General features: G+C 71.6%; 23 protein-coding genes. 21 read left to right on the top strand and 2 right to left on the bottom strand.

All coding sequences use genetic code 11. The features are described from left to right. The 12 genes from IFT73_RS15360 to IFT73_RS19090 all read left to right on the top strand — a co-directional run bounded on the left by IFT73_RS15360 (nt 1) and on the right by IFT73_RS19090 (nt 9,934). Entirely contained in the window at nt 1-558 is a 558-nt protein-coding gene (locus tag IFT73_RS15360) for a DUF1707 domain-containing protein (RefSeq protein ID WP_082556207.1), read from the top strand. Nucleotides 559-601: 43 nt separating this feature from the next. Further along, a complete protein-coding gene (gene hisF, locus IFT73_RS15365) occupies nt 602-1,363 on the top strand; it encodes an imidazole glycerol phosphate synthase subunit HisF (RefSeq protein ID WP_056609265.1) in 762 nt (253 codons plus the stop codon). Next, the gene (locus IFT73_RS15370; RefSeq protein WP_371811294.1) at nt 1,353-3,152 is read left to right on the top strand and encodes an ABC transporter ATP-binding protein; all 1,800 of its coding nucleotides are present in this window, start codon (nt 1,353-1,355) and stop codon (nt 3,150-3,152) included. The genes hisF and IFT73_RS15370 overlap by 11 nt, the downstream gene beginning before the upstream one ends. Then, complete coding sequence (locus IFT73_RS15375; RefSeq protein WP_192168373.1) at nt 3,149-4,987, top strand: ABC transporter ATP-binding protein; 1,839 nt, start codon at nt 3,149-3,151, stop codon at nt 4,985-4,987. The genes IFT73_RS15370 and IFT73_RS15375 overlap by 4 nt, the downstream gene beginning before the upstream one ends. Next, entirely contained in the window at nt 4,984-5,349 is a 366-nt protein-coding gene (gene hisI / locus IFT73_RS15380; RefSeq protein WP_192168374.1) for a phosphoribosyl-AMP cyclohydrolase, read from the top strand. Before IFT73_RS15375 ends, hisI begins: the two co-directional genes overlap by 4 nt. Further along, nucleotides 5,346-5,924: a Trp biosynthesis-associated membrane protein gene (locus tag IFT73_RS15385; protein ID WP_192168375.1), complete on the top strand. Its 579-nt coding sequence runs from the start codon at nt 5,346-5,348 to the stop codon at nt 5,922-5,924. Before hisI ends, IFT73_RS15385 begins: the two co-directional genes overlap by 4 nt. 84 nt (nt 5,925-6,008) lie before the next feature. Then, on the top strand, nt 6,009-7,208 hold the full coding sequence (locus IFT73_RS15390; protein WP_192168376.1) for a glycosyltransferase family 4 protein: 1,200 nt from the start codon (nt 6,009-6,011) through the stop codon (nt 7,206-7,208). Further along, nucleotides 7,205-7,939 carry a hypothetical protein gene (locus IFT73_RS15395; protein ID WP_192168377.1) on the top strand — a complete coding sequence of 245 codons (735 nt, stop codon included), beginning with the start codon at nt 7,205-7,207 and terminating at the stop codon, nt 7,937-7,939. Before IFT73_RS15390 ends, IFT73_RS15395 begins: the two co-directional genes overlap by 4 nt. After that, the gene (locus IFT73_RS15400) at nt 7,936-8,661 is read left to right on the top strand and encodes a sugar transferase (RefSeq protein WP_192168378.1); all 726 of its coding nucleotides are present in this window, start codon (nt 7,936-7,938) and stop codon (nt 8,659-8,661) included. Before IFT73_RS15395 ends, IFT73_RS15400 begins: the two co-directional genes overlap by 4 nt. A gap of 104 nt (nt 8,662-8,765) precedes the next feature. Further along, nucleotides 8,766-8,963 carry an HGxxPAAW family protein gene (locus tag IFT73_RS15405; RefSeq protein ID WP_056609249.1) on the top strand — a complete coding sequence of 66 codons (198 nt, stop codon included), beginning with the start codon at nt 8,766-8,768 and terminating at the stop codon, nt 8,961-8,963. A gap of 12 nt (nt 8,964-8,975) precedes the next feature. Then, entirely contained in the window at nt 8,976-9,509 is a 534-nt protein-coding gene (locus IFT73_RS19655) for a DUF4190 domain-containing protein (protein ID WP_192168379.1), read from the top strand. After that, nucleotides 9,506-9,934: a DUF2752 domain-containing protein gene (locus tag IFT73_RS19090; protein ID WP_192168380.1), complete on the top strand. Its 429-nt coding sequence runs from the start codon at nt 9,506-9,508 to the stop codon at nt 9,932-9,934. Before IFT73_RS19655 ends, IFT73_RS19090 begins: the two co-directional genes overlap by 4 nt. A gap of 12 nt (nt 9,935-9,946) precedes the next feature. Here the strand turns inward: IFT73_RS19090 and IFT73_RS15420 are convergent, their stop codons facing one another. After that, the gene (locus IFT73_RS15420) at nt 9,947-10,219 is read right to left on the bottom strand and encodes a hypothetical protein (protein ID WP_192168381.1); all 273 of its coding nucleotides are present in this window, start codon (nt 10,217-10,219) and stop codon (nt 9,947-9,949) included. 104 nt (nt 10,220-10,323) lie between these two features. Here IFT73_RS15420 and trpC point away from each other — a divergent pair, with 104 nt between their 5' ends. From trpC to lgt, 4 genes are all read left to right on the top strand, one after another. Next, a complete protein-coding gene (gene trpC / locus IFT73_RS15425) occupies nt 10,324-11,130 on the top strand; it encodes an indole-3-glycerol phosphate synthase TrpC (RefSeq protein ID WP_192168382.1) in 807 nt (268 codons plus the stop codon). Between the two features lie 82 nt (nt 11,131-11,212). Next, on the top strand, nt 11,213-12,469 hold the full coding sequence (gene trpB / locus IFT73_RS15430; RefSeq protein WP_056609239.1) for a tryptophan synthase subunit beta: 1,257 nt from the start codon (nt 11,213-11,215) through the stop codon (nt 12,467-12,469). Next, nucleotides 12,466-13,269, top strand: coding sequence for a tryptophan synthase subunit alpha (gene trpA / locus IFT73_RS15435; RefSeq protein WP_371811295.1), 804 nt, complete (start codon nt 12,466-12,468; stop codon nt 13,267-13,269). Before trpB ends, trpA begins: the two co-directional genes overlap by 4 nt. 2 nt (nt 13,270-13,271) lie before the next feature. Further along, nucleotides 13,272-14,213 (top strand): prolipoprotein diacylglyceryl transferase, encoded by a 942-nt coding sequence (lgt, locus tag IFT73_RS15440; protein WP_192168383.1) that lies wholly within the window; start codon nt 13,272-13,274, stop codon nt 14,211-14,213. Here lgt and IFT73_RS15445 read toward each other — a convergent pair. Continuing rightward, entirely contained in the window at nt 14,203-15,261 is a 1,059-nt protein-coding gene (locus IFT73_RS15445) for an aminotransferase class I/II-fold pyridoxal phosphate-dependent enzyme (protein ID WP_192168384.1), read from the bottom strand. The genes lgt and IFT73_RS15445 overlap by 11 nt on opposite strands. An 86-nt stretch (nt 15,262-15,347) precedes the next feature. On the opposite strand from IFT73_RS15445, the gene IFT73_RS15450 reads away from it, so the two are divergent. The 5 genes from IFT73_RS15450 (at nt 15,348) to IFT73_RS15470 (ending at nt 23,202) form a co-directional block, all read left to right on the top strand. Further along, nucleotides 15,348-16,079: a VIT1/CCC1 transporter family protein gene (locus tag IFT73_RS15450; RefSeq protein WP_192168385.1), complete on the top strand. Its 732-nt coding sequence runs from the start codon at nt 15,348-15,350 to the stop codon at nt 16,077-16,079. 83 nt (nt 16,080-16,162) lie between these two features. Beyond that, nucleotides 16,163-16,579 carry a universal stress protein gene (locus IFT73_RS15455; RefSeq protein ID WP_192168386.1) on the top strand — a complete coding sequence of 139 codons (417 nt, stop codon included), beginning with the start codon at nt 16,163-16,165 and terminating at the stop codon, nt 16,577-16,579. Between the two features lie 67 nt (nt 16,580-16,646). After that, nucleotides 16,647-17,081, top strand: a complete 435-nt coding sequence (locus IFT73_RS15460) for a universal stress protein (RefSeq protein WP_056609230.1) — start codon at nt 16,647-16,649, stop codon at nt 17,079-17,081. 117 nt (nt 17,082-17,198) lie between these two features. Continuing rightward, entirely contained in the window at nt 17,199-21,743 is a 4,545-nt protein-coding gene (gene gltB / locus IFT73_RS15465; RefSeq protein WP_192168387.1) for a glutamate synthase large subunit, read from the top strand. Then, nucleotides 21,736-23,202, top strand: coding sequence for a glutamate synthase subunit beta (locus IFT73_RS15470; RefSeq protein WP_056609228.1), 1,467 nt, complete (start codon nt 21,736-21,738; stop codon nt 23,200-23,202). Before gltB ends, IFT73_RS15470 begins: the two co-directional genes overlap by 8 nt. Nucleotides 23,203-23,211: the final 9 nt, after the last annotated feature.

Consider the following 23,211-nt stretch of genomic DNA (forward strand, 5'->3'; position numbering starts at 1 on the left):
GTGCCGGGCGCGGACGTGTGGGGCTCGTTCTCCGCCGATCCGCGCGACCCGACCGTCGCGCACCTCCGGGCGTCCGACGCGGACCGTGACCGTGCTGTCGACGTCGTGCGAGACGCGTTCGTCGACGGCCGGCTGACCCGCGACGAGTTCGACACCCGTCGCGATGCCGTGCTGCAGGCGCGCACCGTGGGCGACCTCGTGCCGCCGATGCGCGACCTCGTGCCCACGTCGGGTCGGGCGGTCCGCCGCACCGCCCCCTCACCCGTCGGCACGTCCGACCTCGCCCGGGACGCCGTGCAGCAGTACCGGCGCGACCTGCGCGACGCGCGCAACGGGTGGATCTTCGTCACGACCCTGTGCGTCGCGATCTGGGGCGCGACGAGCGTCGCGGGCGGTGGCCCGTCCTTCTTCTGGCCGGTCTTCCCGTCGCTCGGGATCGGCATCGGGTACTTCTCGACGTGGCTCCGCCGCGATCAGCAGATCGAGCAGATCGAGGAGAAGCTCGTCCGCGAGCGGGAGGCTCGCGAGGTCCGCGAGCGCCGGCACCGCGACTACTAGAGCAGGGGCGGGCACCGCCGGGGCAGGCCGGTAGGCTCGTCCGGTGAGCCTCGCCGTCCGTGTCATCCCGTGCCTGGACGTCGACAACGGTCGCGTCGTCAAGGGCGTCAACTTCGTCGACCTGCGCGATGCGGGCGACCCCGTCGAGATGGCCACGGTCTACGACGCCGAGGGTGCCGACGAGCTGACGTTCCTCGACATCACGGCCTCGTCCGACAGTCGCGGCACGACGTTCGACGTCGTCGGGCGCACCGCCGACCAGGTCTTCATCCCCCTGACGGTCGGGGGAGGGGTGCGCACGCCCGAGGACGTCGACCGGCTGCTGCGCGCCGGCGCCGACAAGGTCGGCATCAACACCGCCGCGATCACCCGCCCCGACGTCATCGCCGAGATCGCCCACCGGTTCGGCAGCCAGGTGCTGGTGCTGAGCGTCGACGCCCGACGCGCGGCCGACCAGCCCAGCGGCTTCGAGGTCACGACGCACGGCGGGCGCCAGTCGGCCGGGATCGACGCCGTCGAGTGGGCCCGACGGGCCACCGAGCTGGGCGCCGGCGAGATCCTGCTCAACTCGATGGACGCCGACGGCACCCGCGACGGATTCGACCTGGAAATGATTCGGGCGGTCCGTGACGTTACACAGGTGCCGCTCATCGCGAGCGGTGGCGCCGGACGGCTCGAGCACTTCGCTCAGGCCGTCGATGCCGGCGCCGACGCAGTGCTCGCCGCGAGTGTCTTCCACTTCGGCGACATGACCATCGGACAGGTGAAAGAGACCTTGCGAGCTTCTGGACATCGTGTCCGCTGACCTGGGCGACGCCCGCACCGACCGCATCACGAGGCGGGGCTTCAGACTGCTCGGACGCGGCATCAGGGAACAGCGGTTCCTGTTCTGGGTGTCGGTCGTCGGCAGTGTGCTGTTCGGCTTCATGACCGTCGCGGACGCCCGCGTGCTGGGCTGGGCCACCGACCACGTCATCCGGCCCTCGTTCGAGGCCGGCGACGTCACGGAGGGCGCCCTGGTCGCCGCGATCGCCCTGTTCATGGCCGTCGCGATCCTGCGCGCCCTGGGCATCGTCGCGCGACGACTGATCGGCGGCATCGTGTACTACCGCCTCGTGGCGGAGTACCGGCGCCGCGTGACGCGCCAGTACCTGACCCTGCCGATGTCGTGGCACCACAAGCACCCCACGGGGCAGCTGCTGTCGAACGCCAACGCCGACGTCGAGGGCGCCTGGGCGGTCTTCATGCCGCTGCCGATGGCGATCGGCGTCATCGCGATGCTGGTCGCGGCGATCGTCGAGATGGTGCGCGCCGACCTCGTGCTGACGCTCGTCGGGCTCGTCGTGTTCCCGGCGCTGTTCGTGATCAACGTGTTCTACCAGCGCTGGCTGTCGCCCAAGGTCGCGCACGCCCAGTCGCTGCGCGGATCGGTCAGCGCAGTGGCGCACGAGTCGTTCGACGGCGCCCTCGTCATCAAGTCGCTGGGCCGCGAGACCGACGAGACCGATCGCTTCCGCGACGTCTCGCACGAGCTGCGCGACGCCAACATCGCGGTCGGACGCATCCGCAGCATCTTCGACCCGCTGCTCGAGGCGCTCCCGAACATCGGCATCCTCGCGGTCGTCGTGCTGGGCGTGGGGCGGGTCGCGAGCGGCGCGGCCGATCCCGGCGACGTCGTGTCCGTCGCGTACCTGTTCACGGTCGTCGCGTTCCCCGTGCGCGCGATCGGCTGGGTGCTGGGCGAGCTGCCGCGCAGCGTCGTCAGCTGGGAGCGGGTCGAGTCGGTGCTCGCCGAGCGCGGCTCGATGCCCTACGGCCCGCAGACGCTGCCCGGACGCGGCGCGGTGGCGCTGGCCGTGCGCGACGTGACGTTCCGCTTCGACGACGCGGACCAGGACGTCCTGCGGCACATCGACCTCGACGTCGAGCCGGGCCGTGTCGTGGCCGTCGTCGGCGCGACGGGCAGCGGCAAGAGCACGCTGACGTCGCTGCTCACGCGTCTGGTCGACCCGCAGGGCGGCACGATCGGCGTGGACGGCGTCGACATCCGCGATCTCACGCACGACGAGCTGGCCTCGGCGATCGCGGTCGTCCCGCAGGGCACGTTCCTGTTCGACGACAGCGTCCGCGCCAACGTGACGCTCGGCGGCGACCACTCCGACGACGAGGTCTGGGAGGCGTTGCGCACGGTGCAGGCCGCCGACTTCGTCGCGTCGCTGCCGCGGGGGCTCGACTCCGAGCTCGGCGAGCGCGGCACGACGCTGTCGGGCGGGCAGCGGCAGCGCCTGTCGCTGGCGCGTGCGCTGGTGCGGCGACCGCGCCTGCTCGTGATGGACGACGCCACGAGCGCCGTCGACCCCGAGGTCGAGCAGCGCATCCTCAAGGCCTTGGCGGCCAGCACGGCCGACGGGGAGGGCCCGACGGTCCTGGTCGTCGCCTACCGCAAGGCCACGATCGCGCTGGCCGACGAGGTCGTCTTCCTCGACGAGGGAGCCATCGCGGCCCGCGGGACCCACGACGAGCTGGTCGAGGCGTCCGCCGACTACCGCAACCTCGTCAACGCGTACGACCAGGCACGGGAGGAGATGTCATGACTCAGGCAGTCGAGAACGACCTCCCCGAGATCACGCCGAGCCGGCAGACCGGCACGCAGATCATCCGGCGCGGGCTCGCCCTGTCGCCGGCGATCAAGGAGGGCCTCGGGTTCACGGTCCTGCTGGCGGTGCTCAGCACGGTCGGCGGCTCGGTCGTGCCGGTCCTGATCCAGCGCACCGTCGACGCGGGCCTCGGCGACGGCGGCGACACGCGGCTGAGCGACATCGGCACGTTCCTCGTGATCGCCTCGGTGCTGATCCTGCTGACGGCCGGCATCGCCTACTGGATGCGCATCCGCCTGTTCAAGGCCAGCGAGACGGGGCTGGCCCAGATGCGGGTCGACGCGTTCCGTCACGTCCACGACCTGTCGATGCTGACGCAGAACTCCGAGCGCCGCGGCGTGCTGGTCTCGCGGGTGACGTCCGACATCGACCAGGTCTCGCAGTTCCTGCAGTTCACGGGCATCCAGATCGTCGTGAGCCTGGGGCAGATCGTCGTCGCCACGGTCATCATGGCCTACTACTCGTGGCAGCTGACGATCGTCGTGATCGTGTGCTTCCTGCCGCTGGCGATCAGCCTCAGGTGGTTCGCGAGCCGCCTGAGCGACGCGTACGACATCGTCCGCCGCACCGTCGGCGAGATGATCGCCGTGATCGCCGAGCCCGTCGTCGGCGCGTCGGTCGTGCGTGCCTACGCGATCGAGGGACGCACGCAGCAGCGGGTCGACGAGGGCATCAAGGGCAACCTCGACGCGAACGTGTCGGCGCAGAAGCTCGTCGCCGTGACGTTCGCGTCGTCCGGCGTCGCCGGGGGACTGGCCAACGGTGCCGTGCTGGCGATCGGCGTCGTGCTGGGGGTCGCCGGCGACCTGTCGATGGGCACCGTCATCGCCTTCGCCTTCCTGGTGGGGCTCTTCGTGGGGCCGGTGCAGACGGCCACGCAGGTGCTGACCGACGCCCAGAACGCCATCGCGTCGTGGCGCCGGGTCATCGACCTGCTCGACACGCCCGCCGACGTCGTCGACCCGGGTGCCGCGGGGGTCTCGCTGCCCGAGGGGTCGCTGGGCGCACGCTTCGACGGCGTGACGTTCGCGTACCCGGGCGGCCCGCCGGTGCTGAGCGACGTCGACGTCGTGCTGGCACCGCGCCAGCGCATCGCCGTCGTGGGCGAGACGGGGTCGGGCAAGACGACGTTCGCCAAGCTGCTGACGCGGCTGATGGACCCGACCGAGGGCACCGTCCGCCTCGGCACCGACCCGCAGGCGGCCGCCGACATCGCGACGGTCTCGTTCGCCGACCTGCGGCGACACGTGCTGATGGTGCCGCAGGAGGGTTTCCTGTTCGACGCGACGCTGCGCGAGAACCTGCTGTACGGCCGGCACGACGCGACCGACGAGCAGCTGCTCGCGGTGGTGTCCGACCTCGAGCTCGACGACTGGTTCGCGAGCCTGCCGCGGGGGCTCGACTCCCAGGTCGGCCAGCGTGGCGAGTCGCTGTCGGCGGGGGAGCGGCAGCTCGTGGCGCTGGTGCGCTCGGCGCTGGCCGATCCCGACCTGATCGTGCTCGACGAGGCGACCAGCGCGGTCGACCCGCAGACCGAGCTGCGCGCCACCCGCGCGCTCGACAAGCTGCTGCTGGGACGCTCGAGCGTCACGATCGCGCACCGGTTGTCGACGGCCGAGAACGCCGACCGCATCCTCGTGTTCGACGCGGGCCGCCTCGTCGAGGACGGCGACCACGCGCAGCTGGTCGACGGGGGCGGCGTCTACGAGCGGCTGCACGCCAGCTGGGTCGCCCAGGCCTCGCTCACGACCCGGGCGGGCGGGTCGGCATGACGACGCCTGAGACACTGGGAGACGTGACCACCCTGGACCCCGCCGTCGCCGCACGGCTCAAGCGCGATGCGGACGGCCTCGTGCCGGCCGTCGTGCAGGACGCGACGACGCACGACGTCCTGATGGTCGGCTGGATGGACGACGAGGCGCTGCACCGCACCCTCACGACGGGCCGTGGCACCTACTGGAGCCGCAGCCGCCAGGAGTACTGGGTCAAGGGCGAGACGTCGGGCCACGTGCAGCACGTCCGCGAGGTGCGGCTCGACTGCGACGGCGACACGTTGCTCGTCAAGGTCGACCAGACCGGCGGCGCCTGCCACACCGGCGACACGACGTGCTTCGACGCGGACCGGCTGCTGTGAGTCGCCGCCGGCTGTACGCGCCCGTGGTGCTCGCGACGCTGGCCGTCGGTGGCCTGGCGTTCTTCGCCGCCGGACGCACGTGGGCCGAGGCGCAGGTCAGGGCCGAGGGGCTCGCCTCGGCGGACGTCGCGGTCAGCGGCACCGACGCGCAGCCGCTCGTCTCGGCGCTCGCGGTCGTCGTCGTCACCGCGGGCCTCGCGATCCTGGCCGCGGGGCCCCGCATGCGTCGGGTCGTGGGCGTGCTGACGATCCTCGTGTCGGCCGGGGCGATCGCCCTGGTGCCCCGGGCGGGCAGCTCGACGCTCGACGACGCGGTGCGGTCGGCCGCCGAGAAGTCGCCCGCGTACACGGGTCCGTCGTCGCTCGGCGACATCTCGTACGGGCCGTGGTACCTGGTGGCGATCGCCGCCTTCGCGGTCGCGGTCGTGCTGGGCGTCGCGATGGTGCGGTTCGCCGGGCGCTGGCCCACCATGAGCAGCCGCTACGACGCGCCGTCCGCGCGCCGTCCGGAGCGGGGCGCCAGTGACGGCGACATGTGGAAGGCCATGGACCGCGGGGACGATCCCACGGCCTAGACGCCGTGGGCGGGCGTAACAGACCCGCACGACGCTCGTTCTCCTAGGTGTGACGCACCACACCGTGGAGAAGGGAACCGTGGCATGAAGATCCTCGTGCACGACTTCAGCGGCCACCCCTTCCAGGTGCAGCTCAGCCGGGAGATCTCCCGCCGCGGCGAGGACGTCGTGTACTCCTCGTGCGGCGCGTACGTCTCGGGCAAGGGACGCCTGACCGCCGGGCCCGGCGAGACGCTGACGTTCCAGACGGTCGGCGACGACATCGTCTTCGACAAGTCCAGCTTCGTGCGGCGGCTGTTCCAGGAGCTCCGTCTCGGTGTCGAGCTCGTGCGCCACGTGCGCACGGTCCGGCCCGACGTCGCCCTCATGTCGAACGTCCAGGTGCCGACGCTGGTCGTGTTCGCCGTCGCCATGGTGCTGACCCGCACGCCGTGGGTGCTGTGGCACCAGGACGTCTACTCCGTCGCGATCCGGTCGTTCGCCGGCGGCAAGCTCTCGCGGTCGTTCGGGTTCGTGGCCCGGGCGTTCGAGGTCGCCGAGCGCTGGTGCTCGCGCCGCGCGGCGGCGGTCGTCGTGATCGCCGAGTCGTTCGTGCCCGTGCACCGGCGGTGGGGCACCGCCGACAAGGTCACCGTGATCCCCAACTGGGCGCCCCTGGACGAGATCGTCCCGCTCGACCGCAAGAACGACTGGGCCGTCGAGAACGAGCTCGACGACACCCTGACCCTGCTCTACTCGGGCACGCTGGGCCTCAAGCACGACCCGGCGCTGCTGGTGTCGCTGGCCGCCGAGGTGCGCCGCGCCGGACGCGACGTGCGACTCGTCGTCGTCAACGAGGGCCCCGCCGTCGGTCTGCTGCGCGCCGAGGCCGAGCGCCGCGCCGTGCCGATCACGCTGCTGCCGTTCCAGCCGTACGAGCGCCTGTCCGAGGTGCTCGCCACCGGCGACCTGCTGGTCGTCCTGCTCGACCAGCAGGCGGGCGCGTTCTCGGTGCCGTCCAAGACCCTGTCGTACCTGTGCGCGGGTCGGCCCGTGCTGGGGCTCATGCCGTGCGAGAACGTCGCCGCCGACCTCGTCAACCGCACGGGCGGCGGCGTGTTCGCGCCCTCCGAGCTCGACATCCCGGCCGCCGGCGCCTGGGCCGCGGAGCTCCTCGGCGACCCCGCCCGTCGCGACCAGATCGGCGAGGCCGCCCGCGAGCTCGCCGAGGGCGAGTTCGCGATGCAGGTCTGCGCCGACCGGTTCGAGCGGGTGCTGCGGTCCACGGCGGAGGGCGCCCGATGAGCGGTGTGACGACGATCGTGACGGGTCCCCGCACGCGGGCGGGCGCCGCCGTCGTCGAGCGCGCGCTGGCGAACGGCGACTCCGTGCACGTCCTGGCCCGGCACGCCGACGATCACGCCGCTCTCTCGGGTGGTGACGTGACCGTGCTGCGCGTCGACCAGGACGTCGACCTGCTCGGGGCCGGCGACGGGCCCGTCCGCCTCGTGGTGTGCGCGCTCGGCCCCGTCCACCCCGACGCCGCTCACGCAGACGCCGAGCTCGAGTCCGCGCACGTCCGCCGCGACCTCGGGGCGATCGAGCGCCTGCTGGTCGCGACGTCCGGCCGACCCGTGGGCGTCGTGCTCGTGTCGTCGGTCATCGCGCTGGCCCCGGGGCCCGACCGCCGCCACTACGGCGGCTGGAAGTGCCTGGTCGAGCAGCGACTCGCCTCCGTCGTGGCCCGCACGTCGCCCCGCGCGACGTTCTCGGTCGTGTACCCGGGGCGCCTCGTGGACGGCCCAGCGCGCCGACGCGTGCCGGGGCTGCACACCACCTACCGCGGCCTCGCCGCCGCGGTCGACATTCTTGGCCGGTCCTCGCGGACGCGCATCAGCGGCATCGATGCTCGTCTGTGGCTGGTCATGCACGGCGCACGACTCCTCCTCACCACGGTTCGACCACCGCGAGCGTCCACTCCCGATCCGTCGCTCGAGCTTCACCTGTCCGCTGACGATAGGAACTCCCACCCATGACCAAGAAGCGCGCTCTCGACATCGTGATCACCGGCCTCGCCGCGGTGATCTGGGTCCCCGTCCTGACCCTCGCGGCACTGGCCGTCCTGGTCCTCAGCGGCCGGCCCGTGCTCTACCGCTCCATGCGTCGCGTCTCGAACGACGACGTCCTGCGCATCGTCAAGTTCCGCACGATGGTCAAGAACGCCGAGGCCCTCGTCAACCGCTCGACCGTCCCGATCCAGAACGACGTTCGCTTCCTGAACATCGCGCCCGACTCGCCGCTGTACACCCGCATCGGCCGTCTGCTGGAACGCTGCGGCATCACCGAGATCCCGCAGCTCGTGCACGTGCTGCGCGGCGAGATGAGCATCGTGGGCAACCGCCCGCTGCCCGAGAACGTGGTCTCGGCGCTGCGCGACGAGTACCCGACGGCGAGTGACCGGTTCCTGACCAAGTCGGGACTGACGGGCCCGGCCCAGCTCGTCGGACGGTCGGCGCTGACCGATCTCGAGCGACTGACCCTCGAGGGCGCCTACTGCCGTGCCTGCGTCCGTCGCTACTCGATCTGGCTCGACGTCTCGATCCTGTTCGCGACGGTCATGATCGTCATCGGCATCAAGAAGGCCTACACGTACCAGGGCGTCCTCGACCTGATCGACCGTCGTTCACGCTCCAGCCGTCGCACGCTGGTCACGGTCGTGGCGGAGGCCGACGAGGTCATCGCGACCGAGGCCGTCTGACCGGGGCGCGACACCCGCCCGGCCGGCGCCGGGTGCGTGAGCCGGCACCGCCGTCACCCAGTAGTCTGGGCTCAGTTCCAGCCACCACGAGGAGAGTCTCACCCATGCACGGATCGTCGCCCGCCGCCTGGACCGGAGTAATCATGTGCCTCGTCGGCATCACGATCGGTGGCATCGCGCTGATCCCCGATCCCAACTGGGTCCTGTTCACGATCGGCACCGTCATCGCGCTCGCAGCCGGTGTCGTCGCCCGCATCATGTCGGCCGCCGGCATGGGTGCCGAGCGCGCCAGCGAGCACTGAGCCGGCGCCGGGGTGAGCGACCAGCCGCAGTACCCGCGCTACCCGGGTGAGGACCCCGAGCCCTCCGGCGAGCGGCCGACCGAGTCCGCTCCGGCACCGACGCAGGGATGGGGCCAGGCTCCTCCGCCGCCGTCCTACGGTCAGGCTCCTCCGCCGCCCGCATACGGCCAGGCCCCGCCCGCCTACGGCCAGGCCCCGCCCGCGTACGGCCAGACGCCCGAGCACGGTTTCGGTCCGCCGCCGCAGCAGCAGGGCTACGGCTACCCCCAGCAGGGCTACGGCTACCCGCCGCGTCCGCAGAACTCCACCAAGGCCGTGCTGGGCCTGGTCTTCGGCATCGTCTCGATCATGTTCTGCTACCTCGGCGTGCTGATCGGCCCCGCCGCCATCGTCCTGTCGGTCATGGCGCGCAAGGAGATCGACGCCGCCCCGCACGGGGCCATCGAGGGTCGTGGCATGGCGATCGCCGGTCTGGCGACCGGCATCATCGGCACCGTCATCTGGGCCGCCGTCATCGTGCTGGTCGTGGCCGTGTCGGTCTCGTGAGCCACCCCGACGTCCTCGCGACGTCGACCGCCCGCGCGCTGCGGGCACCCGCCCTGGCGGCCGGTCTCGGGCTGGCCGCGGCCGCCGTGCTGCACCTGCGCGACCCGCACGACTCGGGCACGTACGGCTTCTGCCCGTTCCAGCGGCTGACCGGCCTGCCGTGCCCCGGGTGCGGCGGACTGCGCGCCGTCAACGACCTCACGCGCGGCGACGTGGTGGGTGCCCTCGGCAGCAACGCCGTCGCGGTCGTGATGGTCGCGGCGGCCGTCGTGCTGTGGTGCGTGTGGGTCGTGCGCCGCGTGCGGGGCGACCACACCGCGCAGCTCGTCGCGGTCGGCACGCGCGGCGGCCTGGTGGTGCTCGCGGGGCTGGTCGTCTTCGGGGTGCTGCGCGTGACGCCGTGGGGGTCGTGGCTCGCTCCGTGAGGATGCGGGGGATCACCCCACCAGCGGCATGGCCCACGACAGCACGACCGTGACGATCGCGCCCCCGCCGACCAGCAGACCCGTGAACGCGACGGTGTCGCCGGTCTCGTACCCCTTCGAGGCGGCGATCTCCCGGCGGGCGTGGATCGCGCTGGTGACGGCCGGAAACCCGACCAGCAGCCCCACGAACGGGGAGAGGTAGATCAGCGCGAACGCGAGGAGCCCGCACAGGACGCTGTACACGGCCTTGCGGTTGAGCACCGTCTGCTCCGTGGGACCTGACATGCGCCGAGCATAGTGAGGGCGCCATGGGGTAACCCCGGGAAACACGGCGCCGTGCGCGGGATACCCTAGGACGACAGGCGCGTCACCACTGCAGAGGAGGAGCCATGTCCGTACTCGACGACATCCTCGTCGGCGTGGCCGAGGACCTCGAGGCCCGCATGGCCACGACGTCCCTCGACGACCTCAAGGAGCGCGCCTCCCGCCAGCACCCGGCGCTCGACCCCATGCCGGCCTTCCGGTCCGACGGCGTCTCGGTCATCGCCGAGGTCAAGCGGTCGAGCCCCAGCGAGGGCCGACTCGCCTCGATCAAGGACCCCGCGGCCCTGGCCGCCGACTACGCCGCCGGCGGGGCCGCCGCGATCAGCGTCCTGACCGAGGAGCGTCGCTTCGGCGGCACCCTGGCCGACCTGCGGGCCGTGCGCGGCACGGTCGACGTGCCTCTGCTCCGCAAGGACTTCATCACGACCTCGTACCAGCTCTGGGAGGCCCGCGCCGCGGGCGCCGACATGGCGCTGCTGATCGTCGCGGCCCTCGAGCAGATCGCGCTCGAGAGCCTCATCGAGCGGGCCAGGTCGATCGGGCTGACGCCGCTGGTCGAGGTCAACGACGCCGAGGAGGTCGCCCGGGCTGCCGACGCGGGCGCCGACCTGATCGGCGTCAACGCCCGCAACCTCAAGACCCTCGAGGTCGATCGCACGACCTTCGAGCGTCTGTCGCCGTTGATCCCCGACACCGCCGTCAAGGTCGCGGCCTCCGGCGTCCGCGGTCCCCGCGACGTCATCGACTACGCCAAGGCCGGCGCGCACGTCGTCCTCGTCGGCGAGACGCTCGTGCGCGGCGACGACCCCCGTGCCTCGGTGGCCGACCTGGTCGCCGCCGGTGCGCACCCCGCTCTGCAGCATCGGTGGTAGTGGCGCCGCCGCTCACGCGGTGGCGCGCCCTCGCCTGCACTCCTGCCCTTCGGGGCCACCGATCTGATCGATGAGAGAAGCCATGACCGACGTACAGCCCGCCCCCGCACGACCCGCCTACTCGCAGCCCGACGGCTCGGGACACTTCGGCCGCTTCGGCGGCCGTTTCATGCCCGAGGCGCTGATCGCGCCCCTCGACGAGCTCGACCGCGCCTGGACCGAGGCCAAGGCCGATCCGGCCTTCACCGCCGAGCTCGACCGCATGCTGCGCGAGTACGCCAACGTCCCGAGCCCCCTGTACGAGGCGCACCGCTTCTCGGAGGCCGCCGGCGCGCGCATCCTGCTCAAGCGTGAGGACCTCAACCACACCGGCGCCCACAAGATCCGCAACGTCATCGGCCAGGCCCTGCTGGCCAAGCGCATCGGCAAGCCGCGTGCGATCGCCGAGACGGGTGCCGGCCAGCACGGCGTCGCGTCCGCGACGGCGTGCGCGTACCTCGACCTCGAGTGCACGGTCTACATGGGCGAGGTCGACACCGAGCGCCAGGCGCTCAACGTCGCCCGCATGAAGATGCTGGGCGCCGAGGTCGTGTCGGTCACGAGCGGCAGCCGCACCCTGAAGGACGCGATCAACGAGGCGCTGCGCGACTGGGTCGCGAGCGTCGACACGACGTCGTACCTGTTCGGCACGGCGGCCGGGCCGCACCCGTTCCCGTCGATGGTCCGCGACCTGACGCGCGGCATCGGCGACGAGGCGCGGGCCCAGTGCCTGACGCTCGACGGCCGGCTGCCCGATGCGGCCGTCGCGTGCGTCGGCGGCGGCTCCAACGCCATCGGCCTGTTCACGGCGTTCATCGACGACGCGGACGTCCGGCTGGTCGGCATCGAGGCCGGCGGCGACGGCGTGCAGTCGGGTCGTCACGCCGCGACGATCACGGGTGGCGACGTCGGCGTGCTGCACGGTGCCAGGTCGTTCCTGCTGCAGGACGACGACGGGCAGACCCTCGAGTCGCACTCGATCTCGGCCGGTCTCGACTACCCGGGCGTGGGGCCGGAGCACTCGTTCCTGGCCGACACCGGGCGTGCGTCGTACGTCCCGGCGACCGATGCCGAGGCGATGTCGGCCTTCGACCTGCTGTGCAAGACCGAGGGCATCATCCCGGCCATCGAGTCGGCCCACGCGCTGGCCGGTGCGCTACGCCTGGCCGAGGAGCTCGGACCCGACTCGACGATCCTGGTCAACCTGTCGGGCCGCGGCGACAAGGACGTCCACACGGCGGCGGAGTACTTCGGCCTCATCGACGAACCCGTGGTGCTCGAGCAGGGGGTCGAGGAGTGAGCGGCTCCGCGATCGACGAGCTGTTCGAGCGCACCCGCGCCGAGGACCGCGCCGCGCTGGTCGGCTACCTGCCGGCCGGGTTCCCGACCAAGGAGCTGTCGATCCGGGCCATCCAGGCGATGGTCGAGGGCGGGGTCGACCTCGTCGAGATCGGTCTGCCCTACAGCGATCCCGTCATGGACGGACCGGTCATCCAGGCCGCGGCCGAGCAGGCGCTCGCGGCCGGCGCGCGGACGTCCGACGTGTTCGACGTCGTCGCCGCGACCGCCGCGACCGGCGTGCCGACCGTCGTCATGACGTACTGGAACCCCGTCGAGCGCTACGGCGTCGAGCGGTTCTCCGCCGATCTCGCGGCGGCGGGCGGCGCGGGTCTCATCACCCCCGACCTGATCCCCGACGAGGCCGGCGAGTGGGTCGACGCCTCGCGGTCGCACGAGCTCGACCGCATCTTCCTGGTCGCTCCGTCGTCGACCGACGAGCGGCTGTCGATGACCGTCGAGGCCGCCAGCGGCTTCGTCTACGCGACGGCCGTCATGGGCGTCACCGGCGCCCGCGAGCAGACCAGCTCGCTGGGTGAGGCCCTCGTGGCGCGGGTGCGGTCGGTCAGCGACAAGCCCGTCGGCGTCGGCCTGGGTGTGTCGAACGGCACGCAGGCGCACGAGATCGCCGCGTACGCCGACGCCGTCATCGTGGGGTCGGCCCTCGTACGCTGTCTGCTGGACGCACCCGACGAGGATGCCGGGATCGAAGCCGTCCGCGCGCTGGCAGCCGACCTGCGCGCAGGCGTCGAGAGGAGCTGACCATGCTCGAGTACATCCCGAGCCCGTCGCAGGGCGTGTGGCACCTGGGCCCGCTGCCGCTGCGGGCCTACGCCCTCGGCATCATCATCGGCGCGCTGGTCGCGATCTGGATCGGCGAGCGCCGCTACCAGGCGCGGGGCGGCCGGGCCGGCCTGATCGGCGACATCGCGATCTGGGCGATCCCGTTCGGCATCGTCGGGGCCCGGATCTACCATGTCGTGACCGATCCCGAGCTGTACTTCGGCGAGGGGCGCCAGGTCATCGACGTCCTGTTCATCTGGAAGGGCGGTCTCGGCATCTGGGGGGCCGTGCTCGGCGGCGCGCTGGGCGCGTACATCGGGTGCCGGCGCTACGGCGCGTCGTTCTCGAAGGTCGCCGACGCCCTTGCGCCGGGCCTGCTGGTCGCCCAGGCGATCGGCCGCCTCGGCAACTACTTCAACCAGGAGCTGTTCGGCAAGCCCACCGATCTGCCGTGGGGCCTGGAGATCTCGCCCGAGAACCGTCCGCCCGGCTACACGCAGTTCGAGACCTTCCACCCGACGTTCCTGTACGAGCTCCTCTGGAACCTCGCCGCCGCGGCGCTGATCATCGCGATCGACCGCAAGGTCCGCCTCACGGGCGGGCGCGCGTTCGCGCTGTACGCGATGTTCTACACGGCCGGTCGTGGATGGATCGAGTCGCTGCGCATCGACACCGTCAACCACATCGGGCCGTTCCGGCTCAACGTGTGGACCTCGATCATCGTGTTCCTGCTGGCGCTCGCGTACTTCGTGGCTACCCGCAACCGCGTGCCCCACGACCCCGACGCGGTGACGTCCGGCGCCGACGCCGAGGCCACGCCGCATCGCGACGAGGTGGACGCGATCGACGACGTCGAGCCGACCGACGACGACGGTGACGCCGTCCGCACCGACGGCGACCGACGCCCACCGATCAGCGGGTGAGCTCCTCGACGACGATCGCCGCGAAGGCGTCGACGTCGTCCACGGTCGTGTCGAACGCCGTCATCCACCGGACCTCCCCGGCGGCACGGTCCCAGTCGTAGAACCGCACACGCTCGCGGATGCGGTCGGCGACGGCGTTGTCGAGCACCGCAAACACGGCATTGGCCTGTGTCGGCTGGCTGAAGGTCAGCCCGTCGACGCCGCCCGCGACCGCCGACTCGAGCGCGGTGCGCAGGCGGGTCGCCATGGCATTGGCGTGCCCCGCCGAGCGCAGGTACAGGTCGTCGTCGAGCAGGGCCAGGAGCTGTGCGCTCACGAACCGCATCTTCGACGCCAGCTGCATCGACAGCTTGCGCAGGTACGGCAGCCCCTCGGCGACGGACGGGTCGAGGACGACGACGGCCTCGCCGTACAGCGCACCGTTCTTGGTCGCGCCGAAGCTCAGGATGTCGACACCCGCGTCGACCGTGAAGTCGCGCAGCGGGACGCCGAGCGCCGCCGCGGCGTTCGCGATGCGCGCCCCGTCCATGTGCAGCGTCATGCCGCGCGCGTGCGCGTGATCGGCGATCGCCCGGATCTCGTCGACCGTGTAGAGGGTGCCGAGCTCGGACGTCTGCGTGATGCTGACGGCCAGTGGCTGCGCACGGTGCTCGTTGCCCCAGCCCCACGCCTCCCGGTCGACGAGGCCGGGCGTGAGCTTGCCGTCCGGGGTCTCGACGGTCAGCAGCTTGAGCCCGCTGACGCGCTCGGGCGCCCCGCCCTCGTCGGTGTTGATGTGCGCGGTGGACGCGGCGACGACGGCGCCCCAGCGCGGCATGACGCTCGTCAGCGCCGTGACGTTGGCGCCCGTGCCGTTGAAGACCGGGAAGACCTCGGTCTGCCCGCCGAACAGGTCGCGCATCGTCTCGACGAGCCGTGCGGTCCAGGCGTCCTCGCCATAGGCGACCTGGTGGCCGACGTTGGCGGCGGCGATCGCCGCCAGCACCTCGGGGTGCGCCCCCGCGTAGTTGTCGCTGGCGAATCCGCGGGTCTGCTCGTCGATCGTCACGACCCCACCCTGCCACCACGGCCGCGGGGCCTTCGGCCAGCCTCACCTCGCGTGACGGATCGGCCGGACCGTCGTACCTTCGCGGTATGACCGACGTCCAGGAACCGCTGCCCGACCCGGCCGGGATCGACCACGAGCACCCCGACGTCACGGGAGGCTGGCTGCGGCCCGCCGTCTTCGGTGCCATGGACGGCCTGGTGTCGAACTTCGCCCTGATGATGGGCGTCGTCGGTGGCAGCCAGGCCTCCGACACCGGACCGGTCGTGCTGGCGGGCCTCGCGGGCCTCGCCGCCGGCGCGTTCTCGATGGCGGCGGGGGAGTACACGTCGGTCGCCAGCCAGCGCGAGTTCGCCCTCCGGCAGGTCGACGTCGAGCGTCACGAGATCCTGACGAACGAGCCGGCCGAGGAGGCCGAGCTCGCGGCGATGTTCGTCGCCAAGGGCATCGACGAGTCGACGGCGCGCGAGATGGCGCGCGAGGTCCACGTCGACCCCGAGCAGGCCGTCCGGGTCCACGCCCGCGAGGAGTTCAACGTCGACCCCGACGACCTCGCCTCGCCGATGCTCGCGGCGGTGTCGTCGTTCTTCGCCTTCGCCCTCGGTGCGGTGATCCCGCTGCTGTCGTACCTCGCGGGCGTCGAGACCCCGTGGCCCGCGATCGTCCTGTCGTTGGTCGGCCTGTTCGCGTGCGGCGCCGTCGTGACGCGCGTGACGTCCCGCAGCTGGTGGTTCGGCGGCGTCCGGCAGCTCGTGCTGGGCGGCGCCGCCGCGGGTCTGACGTACCTGGTGGGCGAGGCCGTCGGCTCGTCGCTCGGCTGACGCGGCGTTCGCACGGTGACGCAGACGACGGTGACGAAGACGTAACCGGCAGTTACCCTGTGTCTCGACGGAACGGAGAACCCATGCCCCAGATCATCCTGGTCGGCGTCGACGGCAGCGACAGCTCGCGCCGGGCCGCCGAGACCGCTGCCTCGCTGGCCGCCTCGACCGGCGCGACGCTGCACGTCATGATGGCCGCCGAGGACCGCGACCGGCCCGCGGAGGGCCAGTACGTCGGCGACGTGCGCATCCAGTCGCCGGCCGAGGCGATCGCGACCGAGATCGCCGACGCTCTCGAGGGCACCGCGCCCAACGTGCAGGCGAGCCCCGCGCACGGCAGGCCGGCCGACGCCCTCGTGCAGGTGGCGACCGACATCGGCGCCGACCTGATCGTCGTCGGCAACCGGCGGGTGCAGGGCATCGGCCGGCTGCTGGGCAGCGTCGCCAGCGACGTCGCGCAGCACGCTCCGTGCGACGTCTACATCGTCAAGACCGTCTGACGACGGCGGCGCGCTCCGCCCGACCGTCGATCTCGCTACGCTGAGGGTCGACCGTCAGGAGAACCACATGCCCAAGATCATTCTCGTCGGAGTCGACGGGAGCGACAGCTCCCGCAAGGCCGCCACCGTCGCGGCCCAGCTGGCTTCCAGCACGGGCGCCGCGCTGCACGTCCTCACGGCCGTCGACCCCCGCAGCCACGGGTCGCAGGCCGAGCCCGGACGCCCCTTCGACGACACCCGCTCCCTGACGCCCGGCGAGGCCGCCGAGGCGATCGCCGCAGAGGTCGCCGGCTCGCTCGGCACGGTCGTGCCGCACGTCGAGAGCAGCCCCATCCAGGGCAAGCCCGCCGAGGCGCTGGTCGAGGAGGCCAAGCGACTCGGGGCCGACCTGATCGTCGTGGGCAACCGCCGCGTGCAGGGCATCGGTCGCATCCTGGGCAGCGTCGCCAGCGACGTCGCGCAGCACGCGCCCTGCGACGTGTACATCGTCAAGACCGTCTGAGGCCGGCCCCGCCCCGCGAACGGCGAGGGGCGTGTAGCCTTGGACCGCTGTCCGAGGCCAACGTCGTCCCCGGTGCGAGAATTTCGTGACCACCGATGACGCAGAAGGGGCTCCAGCATGCGTGCTCAGCCGTTCTCATCAGTTCCCGCCGCCCAAGGTCTGTACGACCCGGCCAACGAGCACGACGCCTGCGGTGTCGCGTTCGTGGCGACGCTCACGGGCGTCCCCACCAACGACATCGTGGTCAAGGGCCTGACGGCCCTGCGCAACCTCGACCACCGTGGTGCGGTCGGCGGCGAGCCCGACACCGGTGACGGCGCCGGCATCCTGATGCAGACGCCCGACCGCTTCCTGCGGGGTGTCGCCGGGATCGACCTGCCCGACGCCGGCGCGTACGCGTGCGGCATGGCGTTCCTGCCGGTCGACGCCGACGCGGCCACCGAGGCACGCGCCTCGGTCGAGGCCATGGCCGCCGAGGAGGGCCTGACGGTCCTCGGCTGGCGCGACGTGCCGGTCAACCCCGAGATCCTCGGCTCGATGTCGCGCGGCGCGATGCCGTCGTTCGCGCTGATGTTCGTGGCCGCCGCGGACGGCTCGCGCACCGGCATCGAGCTCGACCGCGTCGCCTTCGCCCTGCGCAAGCGCGCCGAGCACGAGCTCGAGGTGTACTTCCCGTCGCTGTCGAGCCGCACCCTGGTCTACAAGGGCATGCTGACGACCGACCAGCTCGAGGGCTTCTTCCCCGACCTGAGCGACGAGCGCATGGAGTCGGCGCTCGCGATCGTCCACAGCCGCTTCTCGACCAACACGTTCCCGAGCTGGCCGCTGGCCCACCCGTTCCGCTTCGTCGCGCACAACGGCGAGATCAACACCGCGCGCGGCAACCGCAACTGGATGCGCGCCCGCGAGTCGCTGCTCGAGAGCGACCTGATCCCGGGCGACCTGCAGCGGCTGTTCCCGATCTGCGACCCCCACGGCAGCGACACCGCCTCGTTCGACGAGGTCCTCGAGCTGCTGCACCTGGGCGGACGCTCGCTGCCGCACGCCGTCATGATGATGATCCCCGAGGCGTGGGAGAACAACGCCGACATGGACCCCGCTCGCCGGGCGTTCTACGAGTTCCACTCCTCGGTCATGGAGCCGTGGGACGGGCCGGCCGCGGTGTGCTTCACCGACGGCACCCAGATCGGCGCGGTCCTCGACCGCAACGGCCTGCGTCCCGGACGCTACTGGGTCACCGACGACGGTCTGGTCGTCCTCGCGTCCGAGTCCGGCGTGCTCGACCTCGACCCGCAGTCGATCGTCCGCAAGGGCCGCGTCGAGCCCGGCAAGATGTTCCTGCTCGACCTCGACGAGCACCGCATCGTCGAGGACCACGAGATCAAGAACGCGCTGGCCTCCGAGCAGCCCTACGACGAGTGGCTGTACTCGGGCCTCGTGCGGTTCGAGGACCTGCCCGACCTCGAGCACATCGTCCACACGCACGCGTCGGTCACGCGTCGTCAGCAGGTCTTCGGCTACACCGAGGAGGAGCTGCGCATCCTGATCGCCCCCATGGCGCGCTCGGGTGCCGAGGCGATCGGCTCGATGGGCACCGACACGCCCATCGCGGCGCTGTCGGAGCGTCCGCGCCAGCTGTTCGACTACTTCTCCCAGCTGTTCGCGCAGGTCACCAACCCGCCGCTCGACGCGATCCGCGAGGAGGTCGTGACGTCGCTGGCCGGCACGATCGGCCCCGAGCGCAACCTACTCGCCCCGAGCCCGGCCTCGTGCCGCATGCTGCAGCTGCCGTTCCCCGTGCTCGACAACGACGAGCTGGCCAAGATCCGGCACATGAACAAGGACGGCGACATGCCGGGCTTCTCGGTGCACGTCGTCCGCGGCCTCTACGAGGTCGACGGCGGGGGAGAGGCGCTGCGCGCCAAGCTCGACGAGATCTGCGCCGAGGTGTCGCGGGCGATCGCCGACGGTGCCCGCATCATCGTGCTGTCGGACCGTCACTCCAACTCCGACCTCGCCCCGATCCCGTCGCTGCTGCTGACCGGCGCCGTGCACCACCACATGGTGCGCGAGAAGCTGCGCAGCCAGGCGGGGCTCATCATCGAGGCCGGTGACGTCCGCGAGGTGCACCACGTGGCCCTGCTGATCGGCTACGGCGCCACCGCGGTCAACCCGTACCTCGTGCTCGAGTCGGCCGAGGACCTCGCCCGCGAGAAGGTGTTCGTCGAGGGCGTCCGGCCCGCGCAGGCACTGCGCAACGTCCGGTACGGCCTGGGCAAGGGCGTCCTGAAGGTCATGAGCAAGATCGGTGTCTCGACCGTCGCGTCGTACACCGGGGCCCAGATCTTCGAGGCCGTCGGGCTCTCGCACGACGTCGTCGACGCCTACTTCACCGGCACGTCGTCCAAGCTGGGCGGAGTCGGCCTCGACGTGCTCGCCGAGGAGGTCCGCTCGCGGCACCTTCGCGCGTACCCCTCGAGCGGCATCGCGGGCCCGCGCCGTCACCTCGAGGTCGGCGGCGAGTACCAGTGGCGCCGTGAGGGCCCCGAGCACCTGTTCGACCCCGAGACGGTGTTCCGCCTGCAGCACTCGACCCGCACGGGCTCGTACGAGATCTTCAAGCAGTACACGTCGCGCATCGACGACCAGTCCGAGCGCCTCATGACGCTGCGTGGGCTGTTCGGCCTCAAGGAGGGTCTGCGCCCGGCCATCTCGATCGACGAGGTCGAGCCGGTCTCCGAGATCGTCAAGCGCTTCAGCACCGGCGCGATGTCGTACGGCTCGATCAGCCAGGAGGCCCACGAGACCCTCGCGATCGCGATGAACCGCCTCGGCGGCAAGTCGAACACTGGGGAGGGCGGCGAGGACCCCGAGCGCCTGTACGACCCCGAGCGTCGCTCGGCGATCAAGCAGGTCGCGTCGGGACGCTTCGGCGTGACGTCGGAGTACCTCACCAACGCCGACGACATCCAGATCAAGATGGCGCAGGGCGCCAAGCCCGGCGAGGGTGGTCAGCTGCCCGGCCCGAAGGTGTACCCGTGGGTCGCCAAGACCCGGCACTCGACGCCGGGCGTGGGCCTGATCAGCCCGCCGCCGCACCACGACATCTACTCGATCGAGGACCTCAAGCAGCTGATCCACGACCTCAAGAACGCCAACCCGTCCGCGCGCGTGCACGTCAAGCTCGTGTCCGAGGTCGGCGTCGGCACGGTCGCGGCCGGTGTCTCGAAGGCCAAGGCCGACGTCGTCCTGATCTCGGGCCACGACGGCGGCACCGGCGCCTCGCCGCTGACGTCGCTCAAGCACGCCGGCGGACCGTGGGAGCTGGGCCTCGCCGAGACCCAGCAGACGCTGCTGCTCAACGGCCTGCGCGACCGGATCGTCGTCCAGGCCGACGGACAGCTCAAGACCGGGCGCGACGTCATCATCGCGGCGCTGCTCGGCGCCGAGGAGTTCGGCTTCGCGACGGCGCCCCTGGTCGTCAGCGGCTGCATCATGATGCGCGTGTGCCACCTCGACACGTGCCCCGTGGGCGTCGCGACACAGAACAAGACGCTGCGCGAGAGGTACTCCGGCAAGGCCGAGTACGTCGTCAACTTCTTCACGTACATCGCCGAGGAGGTGCGCGAGTACCTCGCGAGCCTGGGCTTCCGCTCGATCGAGGAGGCCGTCGGCCACGCCGAGGTCATCGACGCCGCCAAGGCCGTCGACCACTGGAAGGCCGACGGTCTCGACTTGTCGCCGATCCTGCACGTCCCCGAGCTGCCCGAGGGCGCCTCGCTGCACCACACGACGTCGCAGGACCACAGCCTCGACCGGGCCCTCGACAACGAGCTCATCGCGCTCAGCGCCGACGCCCTGAGCAACGGTGAGCCGGTGCGCGCGCAGGTCGAGATCCGCAACGTCAACCGCACGGTCGGCACGATGCTGGGCCACGAGGTCACCAAGCGCTACCGCGGCGAGGGCCTGCCCGAGAACACGATCGACCTGACGTTCCTGGGCTCGGCGGGTCAGTCGTTCGGCGCCTTCGTGCCGAAGGGCATCACGCTGCGGCTCGAGGGCGACGGCAACGACTACGTCGGCAAGGGCCTGTCGGGCGGGCGCATCATCGTCCGGCCGCCGCGCGACGCCCAGTTCACGGCCGAGGCGCAGATCGTGGCCGGCAACGTCATCGGCTTCGGCGCGACGACGGGCCAGATCTTCCTGCGCGGACGGGTCGGCGAACGCTTCTGCGTCCGCAACTCCGGCGCCAGCGCGGTCGTCGAGGGCGTGGGCGACCACGCGCTCGAGTACATGACGGGAGGCCGGGTCGTGATCCTCGGCCCCACGGGGCGCAACGTCGCCGCCGGCATGAGCGGCGGATCGGCCTACGTCCTCGACCTGGACGAGTCGCTGGTCAACCTCGACATGGTCGAGCTGCGACCCGTCCCCGAGCAGACGGCCGACGAGCTCCGCTCGCTGGTCCGTCAGCACCACGAGGAGACCGGCTCCGTCGTGGCCGAGCAGCTGCTCGCCCACTGGGAGCAGTCGCTCGCCCGGTTCACCGAGATCATGCCGGTCAACTACCGGCTGGTCCTCGAGGCGCGTGACGCCGCAGAGGCCGAAGGCCTGTCCGAAGAAGACACCACAGCTCGCATGATGGAGGTGGCCGCTCGTGGCTGATCCCAGAGGTTTCATCAACACCCCCCGCCAGGTCGCCGAGCGGCGTCCCGTCGAGGAGCGCGTCAACGACTGGAACGAGGTCTACCCCGGTGGGCCCGGCCGCGCGTTGCTGCCGATCATCACCGAGCAGGCCGGACGCTGCATGGACTGCGGCATCCCGTTCTGCCACAACGGCTGCCCGCTGGGCAACCTGATCCCCGAGTGGAACGACCTGGTCTGGCGCGACGACTGGGACGAGGCGCTCGACCGCCTGCACGCGACCAACAACTTCCCGGAGTTCACGGGTCGTCTGTGCCCGGCCCCCTGCGAGACGGCGTGCGTCGTCGGCATCAACCGCGACGCCGTGACGATCAAGAACGTCGAGGTCTCGATCATCGACAAGGCGTGGGACGACCGTCGGGTCCGCCCCGAGCCGCCCGAGTGGCTGACCGGCAAGACCGTCGCGGTCGTCGGATCGGGCCCGGCTGGTCTCGCGGCGGCCCAGCAGCTGACGCGCGCCGGTCACACCGTCGCGGTGTACGAGCGTGACGACAAGCCGGGCGGCCTGCTGCGCTACGGCATCCCCGAGTTCAAGATGGAGAAGATCCAGGTCGAGCGTCGCATCGACCAGATGGAGCGCGAGGGCACGGTGTTCCGCACGGGCGTCCAGGTCGGCGACACGCTGACGGGCTCGCAGCTGCGCGACCGCTACGACGCCGTGGTCCTCGCCGTCGGCTCGACGGTGCGCCGCGACCTGCCCGCGCCGGGACGCGAGCTGTCCGGCATCCACCAGGCCATGGAGTTCCTGCCGCAGGCCAACCGTGCGGCGCTCGGCGAGGAGGTCGAGTGGCAGATCCTGGCCACCGACAAGGACGTCGTCATCATCGGCGGCGGCGACACGGGTGCCGATTGCCTCGGCACCTCGGTGCGTCAGGGCGCGCGCTCGATCACGCAGCTCGAGATCATGCCCAACCCCGGCACGGAGCGTCCCGGCCACCAGCCGTGGCCCACGTACCCCATGACGTACCGCGTGTCGTCGGCGCACGAGGAGGCCGGCGACCGCGTCTACTCGGTCTCGACCAAGGAGTTCGTGGGCGACGACGACGGTCACGTCTCGGCGCTGCGCCTGGTCGAGGTCGAGTTCGTCGACGGCAAGCTGACCGAGGTGCCCGGCACCGAGAAGGACCTGCCGGCGCAGCTCGTGCTGTTCGCGATGGGCTTCACGGGGCCGCAGACCGAGGGACTCGTCGAGCAGCTGGGCGTCGAGCTCGACGAGCGCGGCAACGTCAAGCGCGACAAGGCGTACATGTCCAGCGTCGACGGCGTGTTCGTCGCGGGAGACGCGGGTCGCGGTCAGTCGCTGATCGTGTGGGCCATCGCCGAGGGCCGCTCCGCCGCGGCCGGCGTCGACGCCTACCTGACGGGCTCGACCACGCTGCCCCGGCCGATCGCGCCCACGGCACGTCCGCTCACCGTCTGAGCCCCCTCC

The sequence above is a fragment of the Aeromicrobium sp. CFBP 8757 genome, from assembly GCF_014841755.1.
GTDB lineage: Bacteria > Actinomycetota > Actinomycetes > Propionibacteriales > Nocardioidaceae > Aeromicrobium.

Bases quoted from the DNA above. Each gene is read 5' to 3' on its own strand.
- IFT73_RS15375 (WP_192168373.1), top strand. From the start codon at position 3,149: ATGACTCAGGCAGTCGAGAACGACCTCCCCGAGATCACGCCGAGCCGG.
- hisI (WP_192168374.1), top strand. From the start codon at position 4,984: ATGACGACGCCTGAGACACTGGGAGACGTGACCACCCTGGACCCCGCC.
- IFT73_RS15390 (WP_192168376.1), top strand. From the start codon at position 6,009: ATGAAGATCCTCGTGCACGACTTCAGCGGCCACCCCTTCCAGGTGCAG.
- IFT73_RS15395 (WP_192168377.1), top strand. From the start codon at position 7,205: ATGAGCGGTGTGACGACGATCGTGACGGGTCCCCGCACGCGGGCGGGC.
- IFT73_RS15400 (WP_192168378.1), top strand. From the start codon at position 7,936: ATGACCAAGAAGCGCGCTCTCGACATCGTGATCACCGGCCTCGCCGCG.
- IFT73_RS15405 (WP_056609249.1), top strand. From the start codon at position 8,766: ATGCACGGATCGTCGCCCGCCGCCTGGACCGGAGTAATCATGTGCCTC.
- IFT73_RS15420 (WP_192168381.1), bottom strand. From the start codon at position 10,219: ATGTCAGGTCCCACGGAGCAGACGGTGCTCAACCGCAAGGCCGTGTAC.
- trpC (WP_192168382.1), top strand. From the start codon at position 10,324: ATGTCCGTACTCGACGACATCCTCGTCGGCGTGGCCGAGGACCTCGAG.
- trpB (WP_056609239.1), top strand. From the start codon at position 11,213: ATGACCGACGTACAGCCCGCCCCCGCACGACCCGCCTACTCGCAGCCC.
- lgt (WP_192168383.1), top strand. From the start codon at position 13,272: ATGCTCGAGTACATCCCGAGCCCGTCGCAGGGCGTGTGGCACCTGGGC.
- IFT73_RS15450 (WP_192168385.1), top strand. From the start codon at position 15,348: ATGACCGACGTCCAGGAACCGCTGCCCGACCCGGCCGGGATCGACCAC.
- IFT73_RS15455 (WP_192168386.1), top strand. From the start codon at position 16,163: ATGCCCCAGATCATCCTGGTCGGCGTCGACGGCAGCGACAGCTCGCGC.
- IFT73_RS15460 (WP_056609230.1), top strand. From the start codon at position 16,647: ATGCCCAAGATCATTCTCGTCGGAGTCGACGGGAGCGACAGCTCCCGC.
- gltB (WP_192168387.1), top strand. From the start codon at position 17,199: ATGCGTGCTCAGCCGTTCTCATCAGTTCCCGCCGCCCAAGGTCTGTAC.